At 62.6% G+C, this 17,636-nt stretch carries 14 protein-coding genes; 6 read left to right on the top strand and 8 right to left on the bottom strand.

All coding sequences use genetic code 11. The features are described 5' to 3' along the window. Positions 1 to 252 precede the first annotated feature (252 nt). From ACTG4K_RS06340 to ACTG4K_RS06325, 4 genes are all read left to right on the top strand, one after another. Positions 253 to 2,274 carry a ParB/RepB/Spo0J family partition protein gene (locus tag ACTG4K_RS06340; RefSeq protein ID WP_439113351.1) on the top strand — a complete coding sequence of 674 codons (2,022 nt, stop codon included), beginning with the start codon at positions 253 to 255 and terminating at the stop codon, positions 2,272 to 2,274. A 382-nt stretch (positions 2,275 to 2,656) separates the two neighbouring features. Continuing rightward, positions 2,657 to 3,193 carry a JAB domain-containing protein gene (locus tag ACTG4K_RS06335; protein ID WP_439113350.1) on the top strand — a complete coding sequence of 179 codons (537 nt, stop codon included), beginning with the start codon at positions 2,657 to 2,659 and terminating at the stop codon, positions 3,191 to 3,193. A 700-nt stretch (positions 3,194 to 3,893) separates the two neighbouring features. After that, complete coding sequence (locus tag ACTG4K_RS06330; RefSeq protein ID WP_439113349.1) at positions 3,894 to 4,346, top strand: single-stranded DNA-binding protein; 453 nt, start codon at positions 3,894 to 3,896, stop codon at positions 4,344 to 4,346. 76 nt (positions 4,347 to 4,422) lie between these two features. After that, the gene (locus tag ACTG4K_RS06325; protein ID WP_439113348.1) at positions 4,423 to 5,283 is read left to right on the top strand and encodes a DUF932 domain-containing protein; all 861 of its coding nucleotides are present in this window, start codon (positions 4,423 to 4,425) and stop codon (positions 5,281 to 5,283) included. A 122-nt stretch (positions 5,284 to 5,405) separates the two neighbouring features. On the opposite strand, the gene ACTG4K_RS06320 is transcribed toward ACTG4K_RS06325, so the two are convergent. The 3 genes from ACTG4K_RS06320 to ACTG4K_RS06310 are packed head-to-tail and all read right to left on the bottom strand — an operon-like array spanning position 5,406 to position 7,032. Further along, on the bottom strand, positions 5,406 to 5,876 hold the full coding sequence (locus ACTG4K_RS06320; RefSeq protein WP_439113347.1) for a hypothetical protein: 471 nt from the start codon (positions 5,874 to 5,876) through the stop codon (positions 5,406 to 5,408). Further along, positions 5,873 to 6,616 (bottom strand): StbB family protein, encoded by a 744-nt coding sequence (gene stbB / locus ACTG4K_RS06315; RefSeq protein ID WP_439113346.1) that lies wholly within the window; start codon positions 6,614 to 6,616, stop codon positions 5,873 to 5,875. The genes ACTG4K_RS06320 and stbB overlap by 4 nt, the downstream gene beginning before the upstream one ends. Further along, on the bottom strand, positions 6,613 to 7,032 hold the full coding sequence (locus ACTG4K_RS06310) for a hypothetical protein (protein ID WP_439113345.1): 420 nt from the start codon (positions 7,030 to 7,032) through the stop codon (positions 6,613 to 6,615). The genes stbB and ACTG4K_RS06310 overlap by 4 nt, the downstream gene beginning before the upstream one ends. 293 nt (positions 7,033 to 7,325) lie before the next feature. Here ACTG4K_RS06310 and ACTG4K_RS06305 point away from each other — a divergent pair, with 293 nt between their 5' ends. Continuing rightward, the gene (locus ACTG4K_RS06305) at positions 7,326 to 7,925 is read left to right on the top strand and encodes a hypothetical protein (protein ID WP_439113344.1); all 600 of its coding nucleotides are present in this window, start codon (positions 7,326 to 7,328) and stop codon (positions 7,923 to 7,925) included. A gap of 251 nt (positions 7,926 to 8,176) precedes the next feature. After that, positions 8,177 to 9,022, top strand: a complete 846-nt coding sequence (locus ACTG4K_RS06300) for a relaxase/mobilization nuclease domain-containing protein (RefSeq protein ID WP_439113343.1) — start codon at positions 8,177 to 8,179, stop codon at positions 9,020 to 9,022. Positions 9,023 to 9,035: 13 nt separating this feature from the next. Here ACTG4K_RS06300 and ACTG4K_RS06295 read toward each other — a convergent pair whose 3' ends face one another. The 5 genes from ACTG4K_RS06295 to ACTG4K_RS06275 are packed head-to-tail and all read right to left on the bottom strand — an operon-like array spanning position 9,036 to position 17,636. Next, positions 9,036 to 11,159: a 3'-5' exonuclease gene (locus ACTG4K_RS06295; RefSeq protein ID WP_439113342.1), complete on the bottom strand. Its 2,124-nt coding sequence runs from the start codon at positions 11,157 to 11,159 to the stop codon at positions 9,036 to 9,038. A 15-nt stretch (positions 11,160 to 11,174) separates the two neighbouring features. Further along, a complete protein-coding gene (locus ACTG4K_RS06290) occupies positions 11,175 to 13,013 on the bottom strand; it encodes a hypothetical protein (RefSeq protein WP_439113341.1) in 1,839 nt (612 codons plus the stop codon). Beyond that, the gene (locus ACTG4K_RS06285) at positions 13,004 to 13,519 is read right to left on the bottom strand and encodes an ABC-three component system middle component 2 (RefSeq protein WP_439113340.1); all 516 of its coding nucleotides are present in this window, start codon (positions 13,517 to 13,519) and stop codon (positions 13,004 to 13,006) included. The genes ACTG4K_RS06290 and ACTG4K_RS06285 overlap by 10 nt, the downstream gene beginning before the upstream one ends. Further along, on the bottom strand, positions 13,516 to 14,589 hold the full coding sequence (locus ACTG4K_RS06280; protein ID WP_439113339.1) for an ABC-three component system protein: 1,074 nt from the start codon (positions 14,587 to 14,589) through the stop codon (positions 13,516 to 13,518). Before ACTG4K_RS06280 ends, ACTG4K_RS06285 begins: the two co-directional genes overlap by 4 nt. Continuing rightward, entirely contained in the window at positions 14,586 to 17,636 is a 3,051-nt protein-coding gene (locus ACTG4K_RS06275; protein WP_439113338.1) for a site-specific DNA-methyltransferase, read from the bottom strand. The genes ACTG4K_RS06280 and ACTG4K_RS06275 overlap by 4 nt, the downstream gene beginning before the upstream one ends.

The raw sequence follows: 17,636 nt of genomic DNA, 5'->3' as shown, positions 1-17,636 counted from the left end.
CCCGTCAAGGGCCGCTGCGGCGCCCGTGTCCTCGGCTGCGCCTGCGGGCCGCGCCAGCGCCTTCGCTTCCTCCCTTGACGGCGCACCCGCGCCGGCCCCAGCTGCTGCCCATGGCCGCGAAGGGCTTCGCGGCCCCTGCGGAGCCCAACACCCAAGGAGAGCGCCCATGCACAGCACCAACTGACTTCCCGACCGTTTCTCGATGTCTTCCATTGTTTGAACAAGGTCCCCGTGTGGGACAGGAGATTTCACATGAACACCGCTACCCAATCCGAAACCCTGGCCTTGAGCGCCGTGGCTGCTGCGGCAGCCGTCAGCTCTGCGACCATGACCGGTGAATCCGTCACCGTGCCTGAAGTGGCTCCCTACGAGCTGCACCTGATCCCCTTGTCGCGGCTGCGGCCTTCCAGCCGAAACGTGCGTCAGAGCGGCGGCACGGCCATTCCCGAACTTGCCGCGTCCATCGCCCGCGTGGGTTTGCTGCAGAACCTGACCGTCATCACCTCGCCCGATGAACAGTGGTTCGAGGTGGTGGCCGGGCGTCGGCGGCTGGCGGCCTTGAAGCTGCTGGTCAAGCGCCACAAACTGGCCAAGGACCACCCGGTGCCTTGTCTGCTGGTGCCCGACACCTCGGCCCGCACCGTGAGCCTGAGCGAGAACGTGCAGCGGGAGGCCATGACCCCGGTGGATGAACTGTTCGCCTGGAAGGCGCTGGTGGCCGAAGGCCGGTCGCTGGAAGACATCGCCGCCGACTTCGGCGTCACGCCGCTGGTGGTCAAGCGGCGGCTGCGGCTGGCGAACGTCTCGCCCCGCTTGCTGGCCGACTACCAGCAAGGCGCGGTGTCGCTGGAGCAGTTGATGGCCCTGGCGATCACCGACGATCATGCGGCGCAGGAAGCCGCGTTCTACGAAGTGCCACAGTGGCAGCGAAGCCCGGAGTCCCTGCGGGACCACCTGACCCGCGACGAGGTGGACGCCAGCAGCGATGCGCTGGCGCGCTTCGTGGGCGTGGAGGCCTATGAGGCGGCAGGGGGTGGCATCCGGCGCGACCTCTTCGCGGACGAGAAGAAAGGCGTGTTCCTCACCGATGCCGGTTTGCTGGAGAAGCTGGCACGCGACCGGCTGGCCGATGCGGCCGAATCGGTGCGGGCCGAGGGCTGGAGCTGGGTGGAAGTCACACCGCGCGTGTCGTCGGCCGAACTGCACACCTTCCAGCGGGCGCGGCGCTCACGCCGGGAACCCACCAAAGCCGAGGCCAAACGCATCGAGAAGCTGGAGGCGGAGCAGGCGCGGCTTCAAGACAAGCTCGACGACGAGGACGACAACCTGAGCGATGACGGTGCACAGGCACTGCACGAGGAACTGGACCGGCTGGGCGATCAACTGGACGCCATTGAACAGACCCTGGTGGTCTACGACCCCGGCATCGTCGCCATGGCCGGGGCGGTGGTGTCGGTGGACCCCTTGGGGGCGGTGGTGGTGCATCGCGGGCTGCTGCGCGAGGAACAGGTCAAGGCGCTGCGGGCGCAGGCGCAGCCGATACCGGACGCAAATGCAGGAGGCGAGGGGGAGCCAGCAGAATCACTCGCCAGCCGAGGCGGGCTGACGGAGAAGCTGGTGCGGCGCTTGAGCGCGCACCGCACCGCAGCCCTGCAAGCCGAGGTGGCCCGTCATCCCCGCATCGCTCTGGTGGCGCTGGTGCACCAGTTGGCGCAGCGGGTGATCCTGGGTGGCTGCGGTGTGTCGCCGGTCAACATCAGCGCCACGCCGCAAGACCGGCTGGAGCAGCATGCGCCGGACGTTGCGGAGGCACCTGCTGCGCGGGGCCTGCGAGCTGTTCGGGAGGCATGGGCATCGCGATTGCCGGAAGACCCGAAGGCCTTGTTCGCCGAACTGCTGGTGATGGAGCACGAAGAACTGCTGTCACTGCTGGCCCTGTGTGTGGGGCTGACGGTGTCGGCCATCGCCCAGCGCGAGAACGAAACCCCCGCTGCGCTGCTGGAGCAAGCGGTGAGGCTGGACATGCACAGCTGGTGGACGCCCACGGCGGCAGGCTACTTCGACCACGTATCGAAGGCGAAGGCACTGGAGGCCGTCCAAGTTTTCGCGCCGGGTGAGGTGCAACGGCTGGCGAAACTCAAGAAGGCGCAGATCGCCAGCGAAGCTGAGCGGCTGGCCGCTGGCTCGGGTTGGTTGCCGCAGATGCTGACCGAGCCTGTGCAGACCGATGAAGCGCTGGACGAGCACGAGCCAGAAGTTCATCAGGCCGCTTGAAACAGCGACAAGCGTCTGAACCGCTCCAATTCATCCCGGCTTCGGCCGGGATTTTTGTGCGTCTCCGGCATAACCGGACCGCGCTCTGGTGCTGCGCATCGAGCCACCAGGCCACAGGTGTCCTGGCGTCTCGACCCTGTCGGGCGCCGATCGCTGACGCCTCCGGCCGTCCCGGCCTGCGCGCTTCGCTTGCCTTTCACGCCTGCTTGTGTGGTGGGGCTGGCTTGCTGTTCCCTTCATCCTTGCACACCGTTCTCGCCGTCAAGGTCTGCGCGCCCTGTGGGCGCTTGCGGCCTTTCGGCCGTCTTCGAACCTGTGACCGCTGCGCTGCGGCGTGCCGGTTCCGGTCTCGGGCAATCCCGCCCGATCACCGGAGTTGGTCATGCAGCACGATCTGTTCTCTTCCCTCGATTCCTTCCAGGCACTCTCGGTTGCCGCTTCCTCTTTTCTGGTGCGCGATGTCGCGGGCCAGTACCGTCCGGCCGAGGCCGACGAGGTGCTGCTGGCGGCGCAGCAGTTGCTGGCCGCAAAGGTGCGCGGCAGCGACTTGATGGATTCACCCGCTGTGGTGAAGGACTTTCTGCGTGCCCGGCTGGGTAACCTGCCTCATGAAGTCTTTGCAGTTGTGCATCTGGATGCGCAGAACCGCGTGCTGGACTACGTCGAGATGTTCCGGGGCACGGTGAGCCAGACATCGGTTTACCCGCGCGAGGTGGTCCGCGATGCGCTGCTTCGAAACAGCTGCGCTCTGGTCCTGGTGCACAACCATCCCAGTGGCGCTGCCCGTCCATCGCGTGCCGACGAGTATTTGACGCAGACGCTCAAGCAGGCGGCGGCGCTGGTTGACATTCGGGTGCTCGATCACTTCATCGTGGCGGGCGACGCGGTCAATTCAATGGCCGAGCAAGGCCTCGTGTAACCCCTGGGGCCTTCGGCCCCAATTTTTTGTTGTTGATCAGCGCGCTGTGCGCGGACACAGGGGAGGGCGGAGCATGGCCGGTGTTCACCGGCAGCACAGGTCGCAGCGGCCCTTTCCCGTGCTCGGGGATCGCGGTCTGGTTTCCTTCCCGCTGCGCGGGAACGAGCCCGCTGGACCAACTGACGTTCGGGCCGCTCCCGCCGCTGCGCTCTGGTCCCGTCCCGCCCGCCAGATCGTCCCCCCGGTCACCCGCCATGCCCGAAGCCGGGCCGCTGTAAATACCGGAGACAACGAACCCCTGAGGTGATCGCAGCGGCTCGAACGCCGCGCCAGTCGCTGCGCTTGGTGTCACGCCGTCCGCAGAGACGCCGCTGCTCGGTTCACCCGGTCGCCTGCGCTGCGCTGGTCGCCCGAAGAGGCTGTGGCAGCGCGTGCGCCATTGGGCCCACCGTCATCCCCCCACGGCGCCCCCATCCACAGGTGAGGGGGACTTGTGGGGGGATCTTTCAGCGGTGGGCCAGGTGACTGGCTCACTGTTTCGTGCTGCAAGGTGTCCCCATCCCCCACCCCTTCCCGAGGGAAGGGGCCATGCCCACCCCCCGCCCGCCCGTGGGCGGGAGCGAGGGAGTCCGAGCGAGAGGATCAGCTTTGAGGAGCCCGGATCGGGGTCCGGCTGGTCGCTCTTGCAAGGAGTTCCACCATGGCCAATGTTCAAGTCATCCAGCGCCACGCGCACCTGGCATCTGCCGTCAAGCTCGAATTCGTCAACGGGCGAGAAGGCAAGGTCGCCAAGGCGGTGCTGACCGCCATCAGCAACAGCCGCCGGGGCAGCGGCGAAGAGCGGTCCGAGGAAGCCACCGCAATCCAATGGACGCTGTGGGCCAAGCAGGCCGAACACGCGGCCGAGTACCTGGGCAAGGGCTCGCACGTGAACATCGTTGGCCGGGTGCGCAACAACAACTACCAGGACAACGACGGGGTGGAGGTCTACGGGCTGGCGTTCACCGTCGACGAGATCGACTACCTCGATAGCAAGGCCGAAGGCGAAGCCCGCCGCGCGCGTGAGGGTGCCGGTGATCCCCCCGCAGCCGCCCCCAGCGCACCCACCAGCAGCCGCAAGGCCCGCAACGACCGTCAACCGGCGCACGCCTGAACCCGCAAGCCGGGCGGTTCGGCCGCCCGGCGTTCATCCCGTTTCTGCCCCCATTCCTCGAACCAGGAGCATCACCATGATCTCTACCGCCCATTCCCCCCGTCTGGCCGCCCGTTTCGGCCAGAACACGTTTGTGATCCGCAGCGAGACCCCGCTGGCCGAAGACCAGATGCGCCGGGCAGCGCCGTCCATCTTTGCAGAAGGCAAACACGGCAGCCGTTCCGAGCGCTACACCTATATCCCCACCATCGACGTGCTGCGCGGTCTGCGGCATGAAGGCTTCGAGCCCTTCATGGTGGCCCAGAGCAAAAGCCGCATCGAAGGGAAGACCGAGTTCACCAAACACATGATCCGCATGCGCCACGCCGGGCAGGTGAACACCCGGCCGGAGGCCAACGAGATCATCCTGATCAACAGCCACGACGGCGCCAGCAGTTACCAGATGCTCGCGGGCGTTTTCAGGTTCGTTTGTTGCAATGGTCTGGTGGTGGGCGACGTCACCAATGACATTCGCATCCCGCACAAGGGCAACATCCAGGACGAGGTGATCGAAGGTGCCTTCCGGGTGCTGGAGGACTTCGAGGTGGTGGACGCCTCCACCGACCGCATGAAGGCCCTGCCGCTGCACCGTGAGGAACAGCAGGCCTTTGCCACCGCCGCCCTGGCGCTGCGCTACGGTGAACGAGGGGAGGGCGAACCACCCGCCCCGGTGACCGCCGAACAGCTGATCGAAGCCCGCCGGCCGGAGGACTTCGGCAACAGCCTGTGGACCACATTTCAGCGGGTGCAGGAGAACGCATTGCGCGGTGGCCAACCCGGGCGCGGCGTCAAGGGCCGGCGCCTGCACACCCGCCCGGTGGCCAGCATCGACCGCAGCGTGAGTCTGAACCGCGCGCTGTGGGTGCTGGCCGAAGAGATGCGCAAGCTCAAAGCCTGATCAGGTCCAACACCACACCGCCCTAGAGCTGGGGGGTGTGGTTCATCGGAAATTCCGAACCAAGAGTTTCCGAAACGCGCTCGCCGGCAGTCGCCGGCTCGCGCGATTTCGGCTAGGGCTTCTTACCGAAGCCACAGCCAGGCGGCCATCGCCCAGCTGATGGCCGAAGCAAGCACCGCAGTCGCGGCGTGCAGCAGCCACCCTTCCCAAGGACGTGCGCCCTTGCGGGCCAGGTCTGCCACGTCCTGCAGCGGCAACGTCACCCGCTGCAGAGCCGGGCCGACTTCATTGCGGAACACCACGCGCGCCGCTTCCTCCATGGCCCGGGACTGTGTGTCCACAGTCCCCCGAGCCATTTCGTCCGCGCGGCGGGCAATATGCTTCACCGTCTGAACCTTCGCGTTCTCGGTGATTTCATCCATGCGCTTTGAATAGGCCTCGACTTTCTCCGCCAGGTCGGTGCTGGTCTTCAGCAGCTCCATGCGGCTAGCGTCCAGTTGGGGTGTCAATTTCTCCACCCGATCCAACAACGCGCCCAGATCGCCGATGGCCACGGCCATCAGCTCTTCGCGGGCCGTGACCAGGTCGCTCACTGGGCCTGCCGTGCCAGCGGCACCACGTTGCTGGCGGCGCTCTCGCCCAGTCCGAGCGCCGCAAAGCAGGCATCCAACTGCGGCAACACCCCCACCGCCAGTCGCCGTGTGGCCAGCTTCTGGGCCAGGGCGAGCTTTTCTGCGGTGCTGCTGGCCTTGACGATCAAGGCCTTGTAGTCGGTTTCATCACCGGCCAGGGTGGCGAGGTCGGCGTTGCTGCCCCGGATGCGCCCGTACACCTCGTTGGGGCCCAGATGGCAGGCCGCGTTTTCTGTGGCGATGGGCTGCGCCTTGAGGAAGGCCTGCAACAGATCGAAGTGCGCCGGGACATCTGCGGCGCTGCTGACCATGTTGAACACCAGCCGCACCCTGGAACGGGGCACGCCCAGCCGCGCCAGCTCGACCAGGGTGGCGATGGTGTCCTGCTGCTGCTTGAGGGCCGGCACCGTGGGAACCACGAACGCATCGAAGTCCTCATGGCTGCCTTGGTACTTCTGCATCAGGTCCAGCAATTCCTCCACGTTGCTGGCCCCGATGTCCACCACCGCGTTGTCCATGGTCTGCAGGAGTTCCTGCAACTCGCCGAACTGCCGGCCCCGCATCGCATGGCCTTCGCCGTCGGCAGCGTTCAGGCTCTCCACGGAAAACAGCTCCGCGTCTTCGATACGGGGCAGCAGCAGGTGCCGGGCGATGGTGGTTTTGCCCACATTCCCAGAAAAATTGATGACGGCGATTTTCATGATGGGTCCTTTGCGTTGAGCCTGGCGAGCGCCAGGGGGTTGGTGATTCGGCTGCTGGCGAACGCTTCGGCGATCTCTTTGCCGCTGCGCATGTCCGTTTCCACGGAAACGAATTGAGGTGACTGGGGCGCGGTGGTTGATGGAGGGGTTGCGGACGCAAGCGGTTGGGTGAGAGCGGATGGCACTTCATCTGGTCGCGCTCCGGAGGCCAAGACCTGTGGGACGGAAGCTGCTTTGGTGGCCCTGGCCACTTCGCGCTGCACGGTCGCATTGCTCACGTGCACGCCGACCGCCGCCAAGGCCATGCGGATCGCCTCGAAGGTGTAGCCCTGGGCGCGCAGCTCCCGCATTTCCTGCGCGAAGCGCTTGGACTTGCGTGAGCTTCTGCCCGGGGGATCGGTTGGAACCAGTTTCATCGTTCGGTTTCAGGTCAGGCGTTGGTCGTCTGTTCTTCAATTGCTGATCAGTTCGTGCAGTGGCTGTCTGCGCGCTGATCACTGCTCGTGCTGTCTGATCACGTCCTGAGCGGTGTTGCTCGGTACGTGCTCATCTTCAACCCGCCTGGTGCCTGTTTGCCTGCTGGATTCGGACCCAAATCCAGCGGCTGCAGAGCCTCGATTCAGGCCAATACTGGGTTCATGGTGAATGCAGAGATAGGCGGCCTGCCGCCGGTTTCACAAGCGCTCCGCGCCCCTCCATTCGTCGGCCCATGAACACCCCAACACACGACTTCGTCACGGTTGAAATGCGCGGCTTGAAGGCCGCGCTGGTGGCCCGTGCGCAGGCGCAACGGGTCAGCGTCTCGGAGTTGGTGCGCAGCGCTGTGGCGCGCGATCTGGGTCTTTCGGTGGTCGAAGGTGAGCCTCAAAGCGTGGAGGTGCCCCATGGCGTTGGGCACGCTGCCAGCGTCAAGCTGTCGATCCGCATGACAGCCGAGGAGGCCGCTCAATTGGCTGCCGGTGCCCGAGCCGCAGGCCTGTCGCGCGGTGCCTACCTGGCCGGTCTGGTGGCCCACGTACCGGTGTTGGCAGGCGGTGCCAGCCGCATTGAGCACATCGCTGTGTTGAGTGAATCCACCGCAGAGCTCGCCACCCTCAGCCGCAATCTCCACCTGCTGAGCACGCTGCTGCGCCGAGGCGAAGACGAGTCCTCCAGGCCGCAACGCTTGATGCTCGACATCCTGGCACGCGATGTGCGCCAGCACCTCGACCTCGCTTCCAGCGCGCTCGCTGACCTGCAGCCGCGCCGCCCCGCCAACGCAGAACCCAGGGGCCACATCCGGCCCGGCAACCGAAGGAGCCAAGCATGAAATCGCCATCTGGCCAACGGCGCTCGTCTCCGAGAGCGTCAGTCCAAGGTCATTCGTACGGAGCCAACACGCCTCACAGTCCCTCGCTCGACGGCATCCTCGTCACCTGGGGCGACCGCTTGTTCTATCCAGGCAACCGCATTGTCCAGGGTCGTGCCCAGCCCAAGCTGGGCGCTTCGGGCGCGCACCAGCGTGCCAACGCCATCCGCCAGCGCATCGAAGCCACCGTCGTTCGGCGTGCGCCGCAGGTCATGGTCAAAGTCACCGGGGGAGGGCGGAGCATGGCGGCCATTGCGGCGCACTTTCGCTACATCAGCAAAAACGGACGGCTGGAGATCGAAGACCAGCGCGGGGAGACCCTGCAAGGCAAAGACAGCCTGCACCACCTGGCCGATGAGTGGCGAATGGGCGGCGCGCGCATCCCTGACGAGGCCGAGCCGGGCCAACGGCGTGAGGCCTTCAACATCATGCTGTCGATGCCCCGCGGCACCGATCCGCTGATCGTGCAACGTGCCGCTAGGGAGTTTGCGCAGGCCGAGCTGGCCGACCACAAATATGTAATGGTGCTGCACGACCACCAGGCCAACCCGCATGTGCATATCAGCGTGCGTGCCGTGTCCAGGCTAGGCAAGCGCCTCAACCCGCGCAAGAACGACCTGCACCGCTGGCGAGAAACCTTCGCTGAAAAGTTGCGAGGCTATGGCGTGGAGGCAGAGGCCACACGGCAAGCCACGCGCGGCCAACACCGACGGCCCGACCCACTCTGGCGCCTGAAGGCGCAAGAAGAAGGGCGCTTGCGCCGAGCCACTTCAACCAGCGACGCCGGATCGCGGAATCATCCAGCCAAGGCAGCTGCAATTGAAGCCTGGGTACAAATCGGCCTGGCCCTTGCCAAATCGGGGGAGACATCAGACAGGCAACTGGCCGGGCATGTTGCGAGGTTTGTCAGAGGAATGGCGACAAGCCAAACAGGCGAGCCTCATCGCACCCCGGTCCGATCAGAGCCTGTGGTGGTGCAGCACCGGCCACAGCAAATCGAACCACAACCGAATCCGCAGCCACAGAACCGGCCACGAGACATCGGCCCCCATCGTTAGGAGGGCCTGAGCCTCAGCGCAGCATGTCGTCGACAAACTCAGACGCAGGCTCGACGCTGCTCACCATCAACCGGTCGCGTGCCCGTGTGCAAGCCACGTACAGCAGGTGTCGTTCCGTGTTGTAGATCTCTTCCAGGTCGGCATCGTCCATCACACTCTCGATGCGGGCCTGAAGCGGCAAGACATCGTCATCGCAAGCCATGACGACCACAGCCCGGAACTCCAGCCCCTTCGCCAAGTGCATGGTGCACAAAGAGGCCTCGCCTGGGGCCGTTTCTACATGCTCGTCCAGCAAACGGTGGGGCAGGCCAGCCGCGTCCAGTGCCGCGCTGGCACGTTCCAGTTGCACCTCGGACCGCACGATCACACCAATTTCGTGGGCTGCGAAGCCATGGTCCAGAAGGCCCTGAATCCATTCGGCGACCCCGTTCCTCTCAGCCTCCTCATCGACGAACGACTCGATGAAAGGCGCAGGTCCGTTGAACACCGACACCGTTCCTTTGCGCGTCTCTGTGTTGCCGTCCATGTCCGAAACCTCTGGCCCCAGCAACCGGTCGGCCTGCTGGCGAATCTGGTGTGAAGTCCGGTAGTTGATATTGAGCGTACGGGATCGCCCGCGCACATCCACGCCCAGCGCTTTCCAAGAAAACGGCTGTTGAAAAATGCGTTGTCCCAAGTCACCTGCAAAAAACAGGCTGTTGGAGCGTATGGCGCCGGTGCCATCGGGTGCCACTCCCGCCATGGCCGCCAGCATGCGCAGCTGGCTCACGCTCACATCCTGCGCTTCGTCCACCACCACGTACTCAAATGGCGGGTGCTTGAGCTGCGCCAGCTTACTTGCCAACACTGTAAACAGCCGCGCCTGGGTCATCAACCCCGCCGCATCCAGACGGCTTTGCACCCCTTCAAACACCTGCCACAGCGCCTGGCGCTGCGCTTCACTCAGCCGCGTCTTGCGACCCAGCCGCTTCACATCGCGGTAGGCGTCCCAGCTGACCAGCTGCCAGGCGTCCACAACGTCCTTCCACTCGCCCAGTACGAAGTTCAGGGTGAAGCGCGTCAACAGCGCATCAGGCTGCTGCGCTTTCACGGAGTCCAGCGCCTCGCTCACGGCGGTGCGCACATCGCCCGTAGTTGCCAGGCGTGGCTTGGGTTGGCTCTTGTTGCGCAGCCGCTCCATCAGCCTTCGCCCCATGCCAGAAATGTCCACCACCTCCAGCCGTTCGGCCAGCCGGGGCTGGTGGCTGATCAGGCAGTTCATCTTGTTGCGCAAGGCGTTTGCCAAGGGCTCAGAAAACGTGGTCAACCACACCCGGGCGTCCGGGTTCAGGCGGGCCAGCGTCACGGCGCGGTGCAGCGCCACGATGGTCTTGCCCGTGCCGGCCGAGCCAGAGACGCGCGCCGCGCCATTGAAATCGCGCGCCACAAACTTCTGTTGCGACGGGTGCAGAAAGATTGACCACTTCTCCCACGGGTAGTTGAGCGCCTGTTCCAGCTCTTCCAGGTCGTTCATCACGCGGAAGCGGCGCTGCGCGTCCGGGTGGCTGAACGGGTCTGCCGTCTGAGCAACCGCTGTCACCTGTGGCTTTCCGCCTGTGGCCAGCTCCAGCAGGGCTTCAGCCGCTTCGGCGGGCAGGTGTTCGGCCAGAGTCAACAGGCTGTCTTCGTCCGCCTGTTTCACATCGGCCAGCCATTCGACCGGCACGCCGTAGGCCAGTAGGTCTGCGTCGGTCAGACCCTTGAACAACAGGCGCTTGGCGCGGTCTGCCGGTGCTGGCGCCGGCACACTGGTGACCTGCTCTACCACCCGTTCCCGAATCTCCACCCACTGGGCTGCGCCCGTGCTCGGGTGCGTCTCCAGCCGGCGCCGCTCGGCCCACTGGTAAGCCTTGTCGTGGTGGTCCGCATAGCAGAGCAGGAAGCTGCTCTCGGTCTTGTGGACGATCAAGCGCAGGTCGCTGCCCACCCGCACCGACCAGAAATGCTTGTCCTTGGACTTGTCGATGCGGTGGAACTTCAGCCCCGGGCTGGCCGGGTTCTGCTGCAGGTCAAACGCCGTGATCTTGATCGCCTTCTGTTCGTCGGCGGTCAGGCGAGAAAGGCTGTCGGTGAAGGTGTCGGAGATGCGAAACTGCATAGAGGACCTAGGTGATCAAACACTTTTCGGGATGAATCCCTGGCGTCCATGAGAAGCACCGGTAAACCGAATGATGTTTGCGTCAGTACCCAGGTCTGACGGTGGGTCTTCGTTCTCAAAAATGATCACCTGGGAAGCTTGAAACTCTTCTGCAATTGACCGGTAGAAAGCATCCTTCACATCGTGAGAGAAGCCACCTTCATCGGTATCCGGCTCACGGTAGACCACGAGCGGAGAGTCGATCAAGACAAAACCTGGGTGTGGCATTTCCCTCTTCAGGCAGGAATTCAGCAGCGCCAAATTGAATGCCGCATGAGCGATGGCCCTTACGCCTTTCCCGTGACTCGCACGTGTGCGGCCGGAGATCACGATGTCCTGGTCACCCTCACTGAAGGTGACGCGATCCAGGCCTGGAAAATGCCAGGAACGAAGCAATGCTTCGACCTCCTTGCTGAAGGCCTCCGCCTCATCCGAGCGCACGCGAGCTGATTCCAAGTCCGTGCCCTTTCCGGAATTCGGTTGCCCAAGTTCAACCAGCAGACCTTGCAGTTCATTCACCCGGCCTTGAAGTTCAAGTGCTCGCTTGTAGGTGTCCCTGTTCGCCTGGCTTTCACGCAAACGAGCGAGGGCGATCTCTACACGAGGCTTCAGCATTTCTGTGAGCTGCGTGCCTACCGAGCGGACACGATCTTTTGCCTGGAGGATCAAGTCTTCTAGCCGCTTGATTTCACGGTCGTTTTCTTCCCTGGTCAAATGCAAATCAGAGATCAACATCTTGATCTTGGCTGCTTCTGCAAGACACGATTGCGCCACATCTTCAGGAGCAGCGTCTTCCTTCTGATGCTCATGCTCTTGATGTTCCGCTGGCGCGCCGCAGACCGGGCAGCGCTCCTCATTCATCTGACCCAAGCGCGCACCAGCCTCCGCAATGCTCTCAAGACGACGCAGGTCGGACAGGTATTGCTGGTCAAGCAGGGTGAATCTGCGCTGCAGCTCACGCAAGACGCCGGTTCGTGATTCAAGCTGACGCAGGCCCGCCATCTCGGATCTACGCTTGCTTTCCAGCTGCGCGGCGCTTTGCTGTTCAACTTCCAGTTCCTTTTGAGCGGCTAGATACAGTGCTTCGATGCGGCTCAGCTGTTCTTGCCACGACGGGACATCGCCAGGCAGCTGCAGCTCTGCGATGCGCCCCTTGGTCTGATTCAGCAGCAAGTCCAGCACTTCAACTTTGCCGGCTTGCCTTCCCTTCGCAACCTTCGGGTCTTCGCTAGAAATCAGAGAGCCATCATCTACCCCTGTCAGCAACAGACGGAAAACTGCGCTCTCTGCTGTGCCAGTGGTGTACTGCCCAGTCAGAATGGGCGACGTCTTGCTGATGATGGTCTCTTCGTCAACCAGGATCAAGCGGGCCAAATCGCGAAAGCTCACCTCGCGCGTAGCCCCTTGCTTGTTCTTGCGAACCTTCTTTTCAGTCAACCCCGACAGACTCAGAAGGTACTGAGAAGCAGAGTCCTTGTCGCCTGCGCTGTGCTTTGACGAGAGTTTTTGATCTGCTTTGCCGGGCGTGAACAACTTGAAATCGCCACCTCGGATCGAACGCTCCAAGACAACGTCTTCGTCCTCGATCGATGTGTTCAAGGTCAGCCGCACCGTCTCATACTGCGCCGCCTCAGGGATGGATTCCGGCACATCCTTTCCACCAAGCATGTAGTCGATGCACTGCACGATGAAAGTCTTGCCGGTGTCAGAGGGACCCGATACAACATTCAACCCCTCATGGAACTGCACTTCGGCGTTGGGAACACCGCGTCCAACCAATGTCAGCCTGCGGATTTGAAATCCTGTTATTGCCATTCGGCATCCTCCACTTTCAGTACAGATTCCATCGTGAACTCGGCGCCCCACTCGCCGACGTGAGCGTTCGCGATCTTCAACAGTTCACTGTCAGCGACCTCACCGAACAAGGTCACAAGCCACGCAGATCGCTTGCGAAGCTCTGAGGCGTAACCGGAAGACAGTGCATCCAGAAAACCTGCGGTTCTGTCTGTCGCCGAAAACATCACACCCGACTCTGTGTAATGGCGCTCCAACAAGCCGCGGCTCTGGTACAGCATCAGTCCTTTTTCGAGCACGATGCGGCGCACCAGCAGTTCATTGGCGCGGTGGGGAGTCTTAGGGTGTAGGCCGGGCGGACCGTTTGGCAAGTCGTCTGAGTGGACCAGTAGGTAGTCTGAAACCACAAGCCTTTGAAGAGAGTACTGAGCGGGAAAGGCCTCGCACAGGAGAGCCACGGCCCGGAGCCCTATTTCAATCGGGCCGTTGAACGGAGGCAAAACTTTGCTGTCGTTGGGAGCAGTCATTTCACCCACCGTACCTTTCCGTCATTCGCGAGCTGATGACAGATCCCACCTCGATCATGGGTCGACAAACGTTCCTTGAGCGCGTGGTCGGTGATGGGCAGAAGCTTTGCGGTCTTGACCACAGACAACACCCGCCGGTAGCCGTCTGGGTGAACCCCGCGCATTTCATCTTTGATGCCGCCGTGCAACTCATCCTGCAGTTCCTCGAACGCGCCTGGAGGCAGGTGGTCCCGAGAAAACGCGCGCAAGGCTTCGGCGCTGTAGAACTCAAGGCGTGCGTCGCTGAAGTGCTCCTTGACGTCTTCGTGTGGTCCCAAGTCGGCCACCGTCGGGAGGGAGCATTTCAGATGGTCGCCATACGCATCCAACAAACTGCGAACATACGCGACCTCATTGGCTGCAACAGCTACTGGAGGTGCAACGACTTTAGGCCTGGCGGGCAGTCCACCTCCAAAGCGGGTTGCATACCAACGCGTTTTGGCATGCTGATCGATGATGCGCAGCGGCGGCACGGCTTCAAAAATTGAGAAATCCAGCGCATCAAGGTACGCGCGTAAGGCCGAATCCAGTTCCACCTCAGCCGTCGATGTGATGCCGAGCTTGCAATGCTGTTCCCAGTTGGCAATCAACTGTTCCTTGAGCTTGTCAGGTTTCTTCAACAGGTTGGAAAGCTTGGTTCCAGCGCCTTGCGGCGCGACAAAAAAGTACTTTCTTGGGTAGGTGTACTCGTTGTTATAGGTGTGGAAAACCAACTTTCCCAACTCCACCCAAATGTCGCTGGGCGCCAAGCCAGACTTGTAGTGCTTGCACTGGTAGTTGTCCCAAATCACTGGGTCGACTTTGTCAAAAGCAATGATGTCTCGACCCATATCACCAGCGCCACCGCACCTCTCAACGGTGCCATATTGGAGGCGCAGCGAGTCAGCCCATTCAAGAGCAAAGTCTTCCCATTGACCCGCGCTGAAGATGCGTATGCGCTCAATAGGTGGAATCGGTAGCCCAGTGGCCACCATATCGGCGGTCGTAGCGGTCTTGACCGCTGGCGAAGGCAGTGGATTCGACGAAATCATGTGATCTTGAACACCTTCATCACCTCATCCCCAAGGTGGTTGATGACCTTCACCGCAATCCGACCCGAAACAGGCTTGCCGAACGGACGTGAGGTGTCGTTGTTGAGCGATTCCCAGGCTTCGGCGTTGATCTCTGCTTTGAGGGTGGTCTTGAGGGATTTGTAGGGGTCGCTGGCGCCGAGGAAGTAGGCGTGGCGGACGAAGAAGCTTTCTTCGTTGTAGTCGGTGTCGATGAACCAGCAGGCGATGCCTTCGGCCCCGTCGCTGCGCACTTCGCCGGTGTTGGGGTGGAAGACGTCCACGCCGTTGACCTTGACCTGGATGTCGCCGGTAGGCGCTTCGCCTTTGGACAGTTTGCTGCCTGTGGCGGCATCGAGGATGTCGATGTCCGGCTCGCCGAAGATCACGAACAGGTTGCCCTTGCCGGTGTTCTTCAGGTCTTCGGCCATGTGCAGGTCGGCGTTCATGCGTGCCTTGAGCACGGGCACGCGGCCAAGCTTGCTGAACTCGCTGCTGTGCGCGTCGTAGTTGAAGGCGCAGGCGATCAGCACGTCAAAGCCCGCTTCGGCTGCCTCTCGCCCGGCGCTCACCAAGTCGGGCCGGCTCACGGTGCCGAACTCGGGGCCGATGAAGATGCCTGCGCGCTTTTCGGTGCCGCCGTTGCCTTCAGCGTCGGCGCCTTCCATGTAGCGGCCTTCGGCGCATACGTATTCACCCGGCCAGGGGGTGAGCGCGGTGAAGTCGATCTTTCCGGACTTGTCCGCCTGCTGCACGCCCGCCGTGCGCAGGTTGTCTAGGATGATCTGCACGAAGTCGCGCGCAAGGCGACCGTCACCCACGTCGGTGGCGATGTCGATCAGGTTGTCGTCTTCATCCACCCCGAGCACGCGGTGGGGCAGCAGGCTTTCCACCGTGAAGGGGCCGGCCACGCGCACCTTCTTCTTGTCTTCGTACGGGCGGTCGTACAGGTATTCAAAGTCTGCCTTGGCGGCAATCGATGCGTCGATCTCTTTCTGCCGGGCAATGCGTTGCTGCCACCAGGCTGTATGCAGTTTTTTGGCATCTTCCCAGCCCACATCACGGCTGATCTTTCCATCGACCTTCTTCGCGAATGATGTGAGATGGGATTCTTCAAGTTCGCAGGGAATTTCCCATTCCTGCCAGTTCACCTTGAGGGTCTGGTTCAGTTCCGCGCGCAACGGCTCCAACATCGCCTGATGCATTTCCCAGATCACGTCGATCTCTGCGTTGTTGGCAATGCTTTTGAGTGTTATGTGCGGCACCCGCTCATACACAAAACCCTGTCGGATGTTGCCGAAAGTCGGGTGGCTTCTTGGAGCGGTGCGCGTGACCTCCCCCTCTTTGGCCTGACCTTCTTTGCTGTCGGCTAGCAGGTAGAAGGGGTAGCGCGCGCCCATGATCCGGGCGCGAGCCAAGGCTAGGGCCACGCGCGAGGTGTCGATGGTGATCCAGCGTCGGCCCCATTGCTCGGCAACGTAGGCTGTCGATCCGGAGCCACAAGTGGGGTCAAGTACGAGGTCACCCGGATCAGTCGTCATAAGGACGCAGCGCTCTATGGCTGAAAGTGCTGTTTGAACAACGTACGTCTTGGGGCCACCAAACTGGTTTTGACCAAGCGTGTCTGTCCAGATATCTGTCAATTCGAAGACAGGGTAGTCCTCAAGAAATCTGATGTACCCGAGATTGTTCCCGGTACTTGCTTCAACTCGGTGTGACTTGAGCAGCCGCTCAAACCCTTTCTCGTTTGTCTTCCAACGTACGCTCATCGAGGGCTTTATTACCCTACCTTCATAGGTCACACCGAACCAAGATGCCGCGCCTTCGCCTTTGTCCCGACCGACGCTCTGGCTAGTGAGGTTGTCACGAAAGTAAATTCTTGCGGCTTCTGGCAACGTTTCGGGGGCTTCGACTTCGGCCTTGGTCAACGGGCGACGACTGAGATCGTGCATTTGCACGCTCTTGTAGCCGGTACCTCCGCGCTGGCCTGGCGCTTTCTTTAAAAGCACCTTTCTGTACTTCAGTGCCTCCTTGCGTTTTGCATACCAAAGGAGGTAGTCAAACGTAGGTCCGAGAAAGTCACCCGTTGAGCTGGACGTCTTTGAGAAGACGATGCAGCTCACGCAGTTCTCATCCCCAAACACTTCGTCCATCACCGCTCGTACTCGGTGTACGTTCTCATCGCCGATCTGGACAAACATCGAGCCGGAATCGGTCAGCAGGTCACGCGCCACAGTCAGGCGGTCGCGGATGTAGCCCAGGTAGGAATGGATGCCGTCTTTCCAGGTGTCTCGGAAGGCCTTCACCATTTCGGGCTCGCGCGTGATGTGTTCGGCGTTGCCGTCCTTCACGTCGCGGCTGGTGGTGCTCCACTGGAAGTTGCTGTTGAATTTGATGCCGTAGGGCGGGTCGAAGTAGATGCACTGAACCTTGCCGCGCAGGCCCTCGCGTTCGGCCAGGCTGGCCATGACCTGCAGGCTGTCGCCCAGGATCATGCGGTTGGACCAGTGCTGGTCGTGGGCATAGAACTCGGTTTTGGCGTCGCCTTCGGGCACGCCGTTGAAGTCCTTGGCCATGTCGGCAAACAGGTCGGCCACAAAGCCTTGCTGCTCCGGCGCGGCAGCGGCCTTGGCCTTCTCGCTCTGGCGCTTGAGGTCGTCGATCAGCACCTTGGGGTGCACTTTTTCCTGGATGTAAAGCGGCGGCGCGTTGACGACGAGGTCGCTCCAGTCGGCCTGGTCTTTGCCGCGCCAGACGAGCTGTGGGTCCAGGTCGCGGTTGCGGGCGTTGCGTTCGGCGGCCAGCGGGCCGGGGGCACCTTGCGGTTGGGTTGCGTCGGCGGGTGTGGCCTGGTCGGCTTCGCTGCCCGCGCGCGGGTAGCGGATCTGCACCGGCTTCTGGTGTTCGCGCTGCACCACCGACTGGAATTCAGCGGTAGGGATGTTTTTGCGCTTGTCGTCGGCGTGCTTGAGGGTTTCAACCTGCAGCGGTGCTTTGGTGCCGGGGGTGGGTGTTTTGCGGGTGGCCAT

This window comes from Hydrogenophaga sp. (genome assembly GCF_965657535.1).
Taxonomy (GTDB): Bacteria; Pseudomonadota; Gammaproteobacteria; order Burkholderiales; family Burkholderiaceae_C; genus Hydrogenophaga.
The sequence above is the reverse complement of the archived record's forward strand: the minus strand, read 5'-3'. Positions and strand labels throughout refer to the sequence as shown.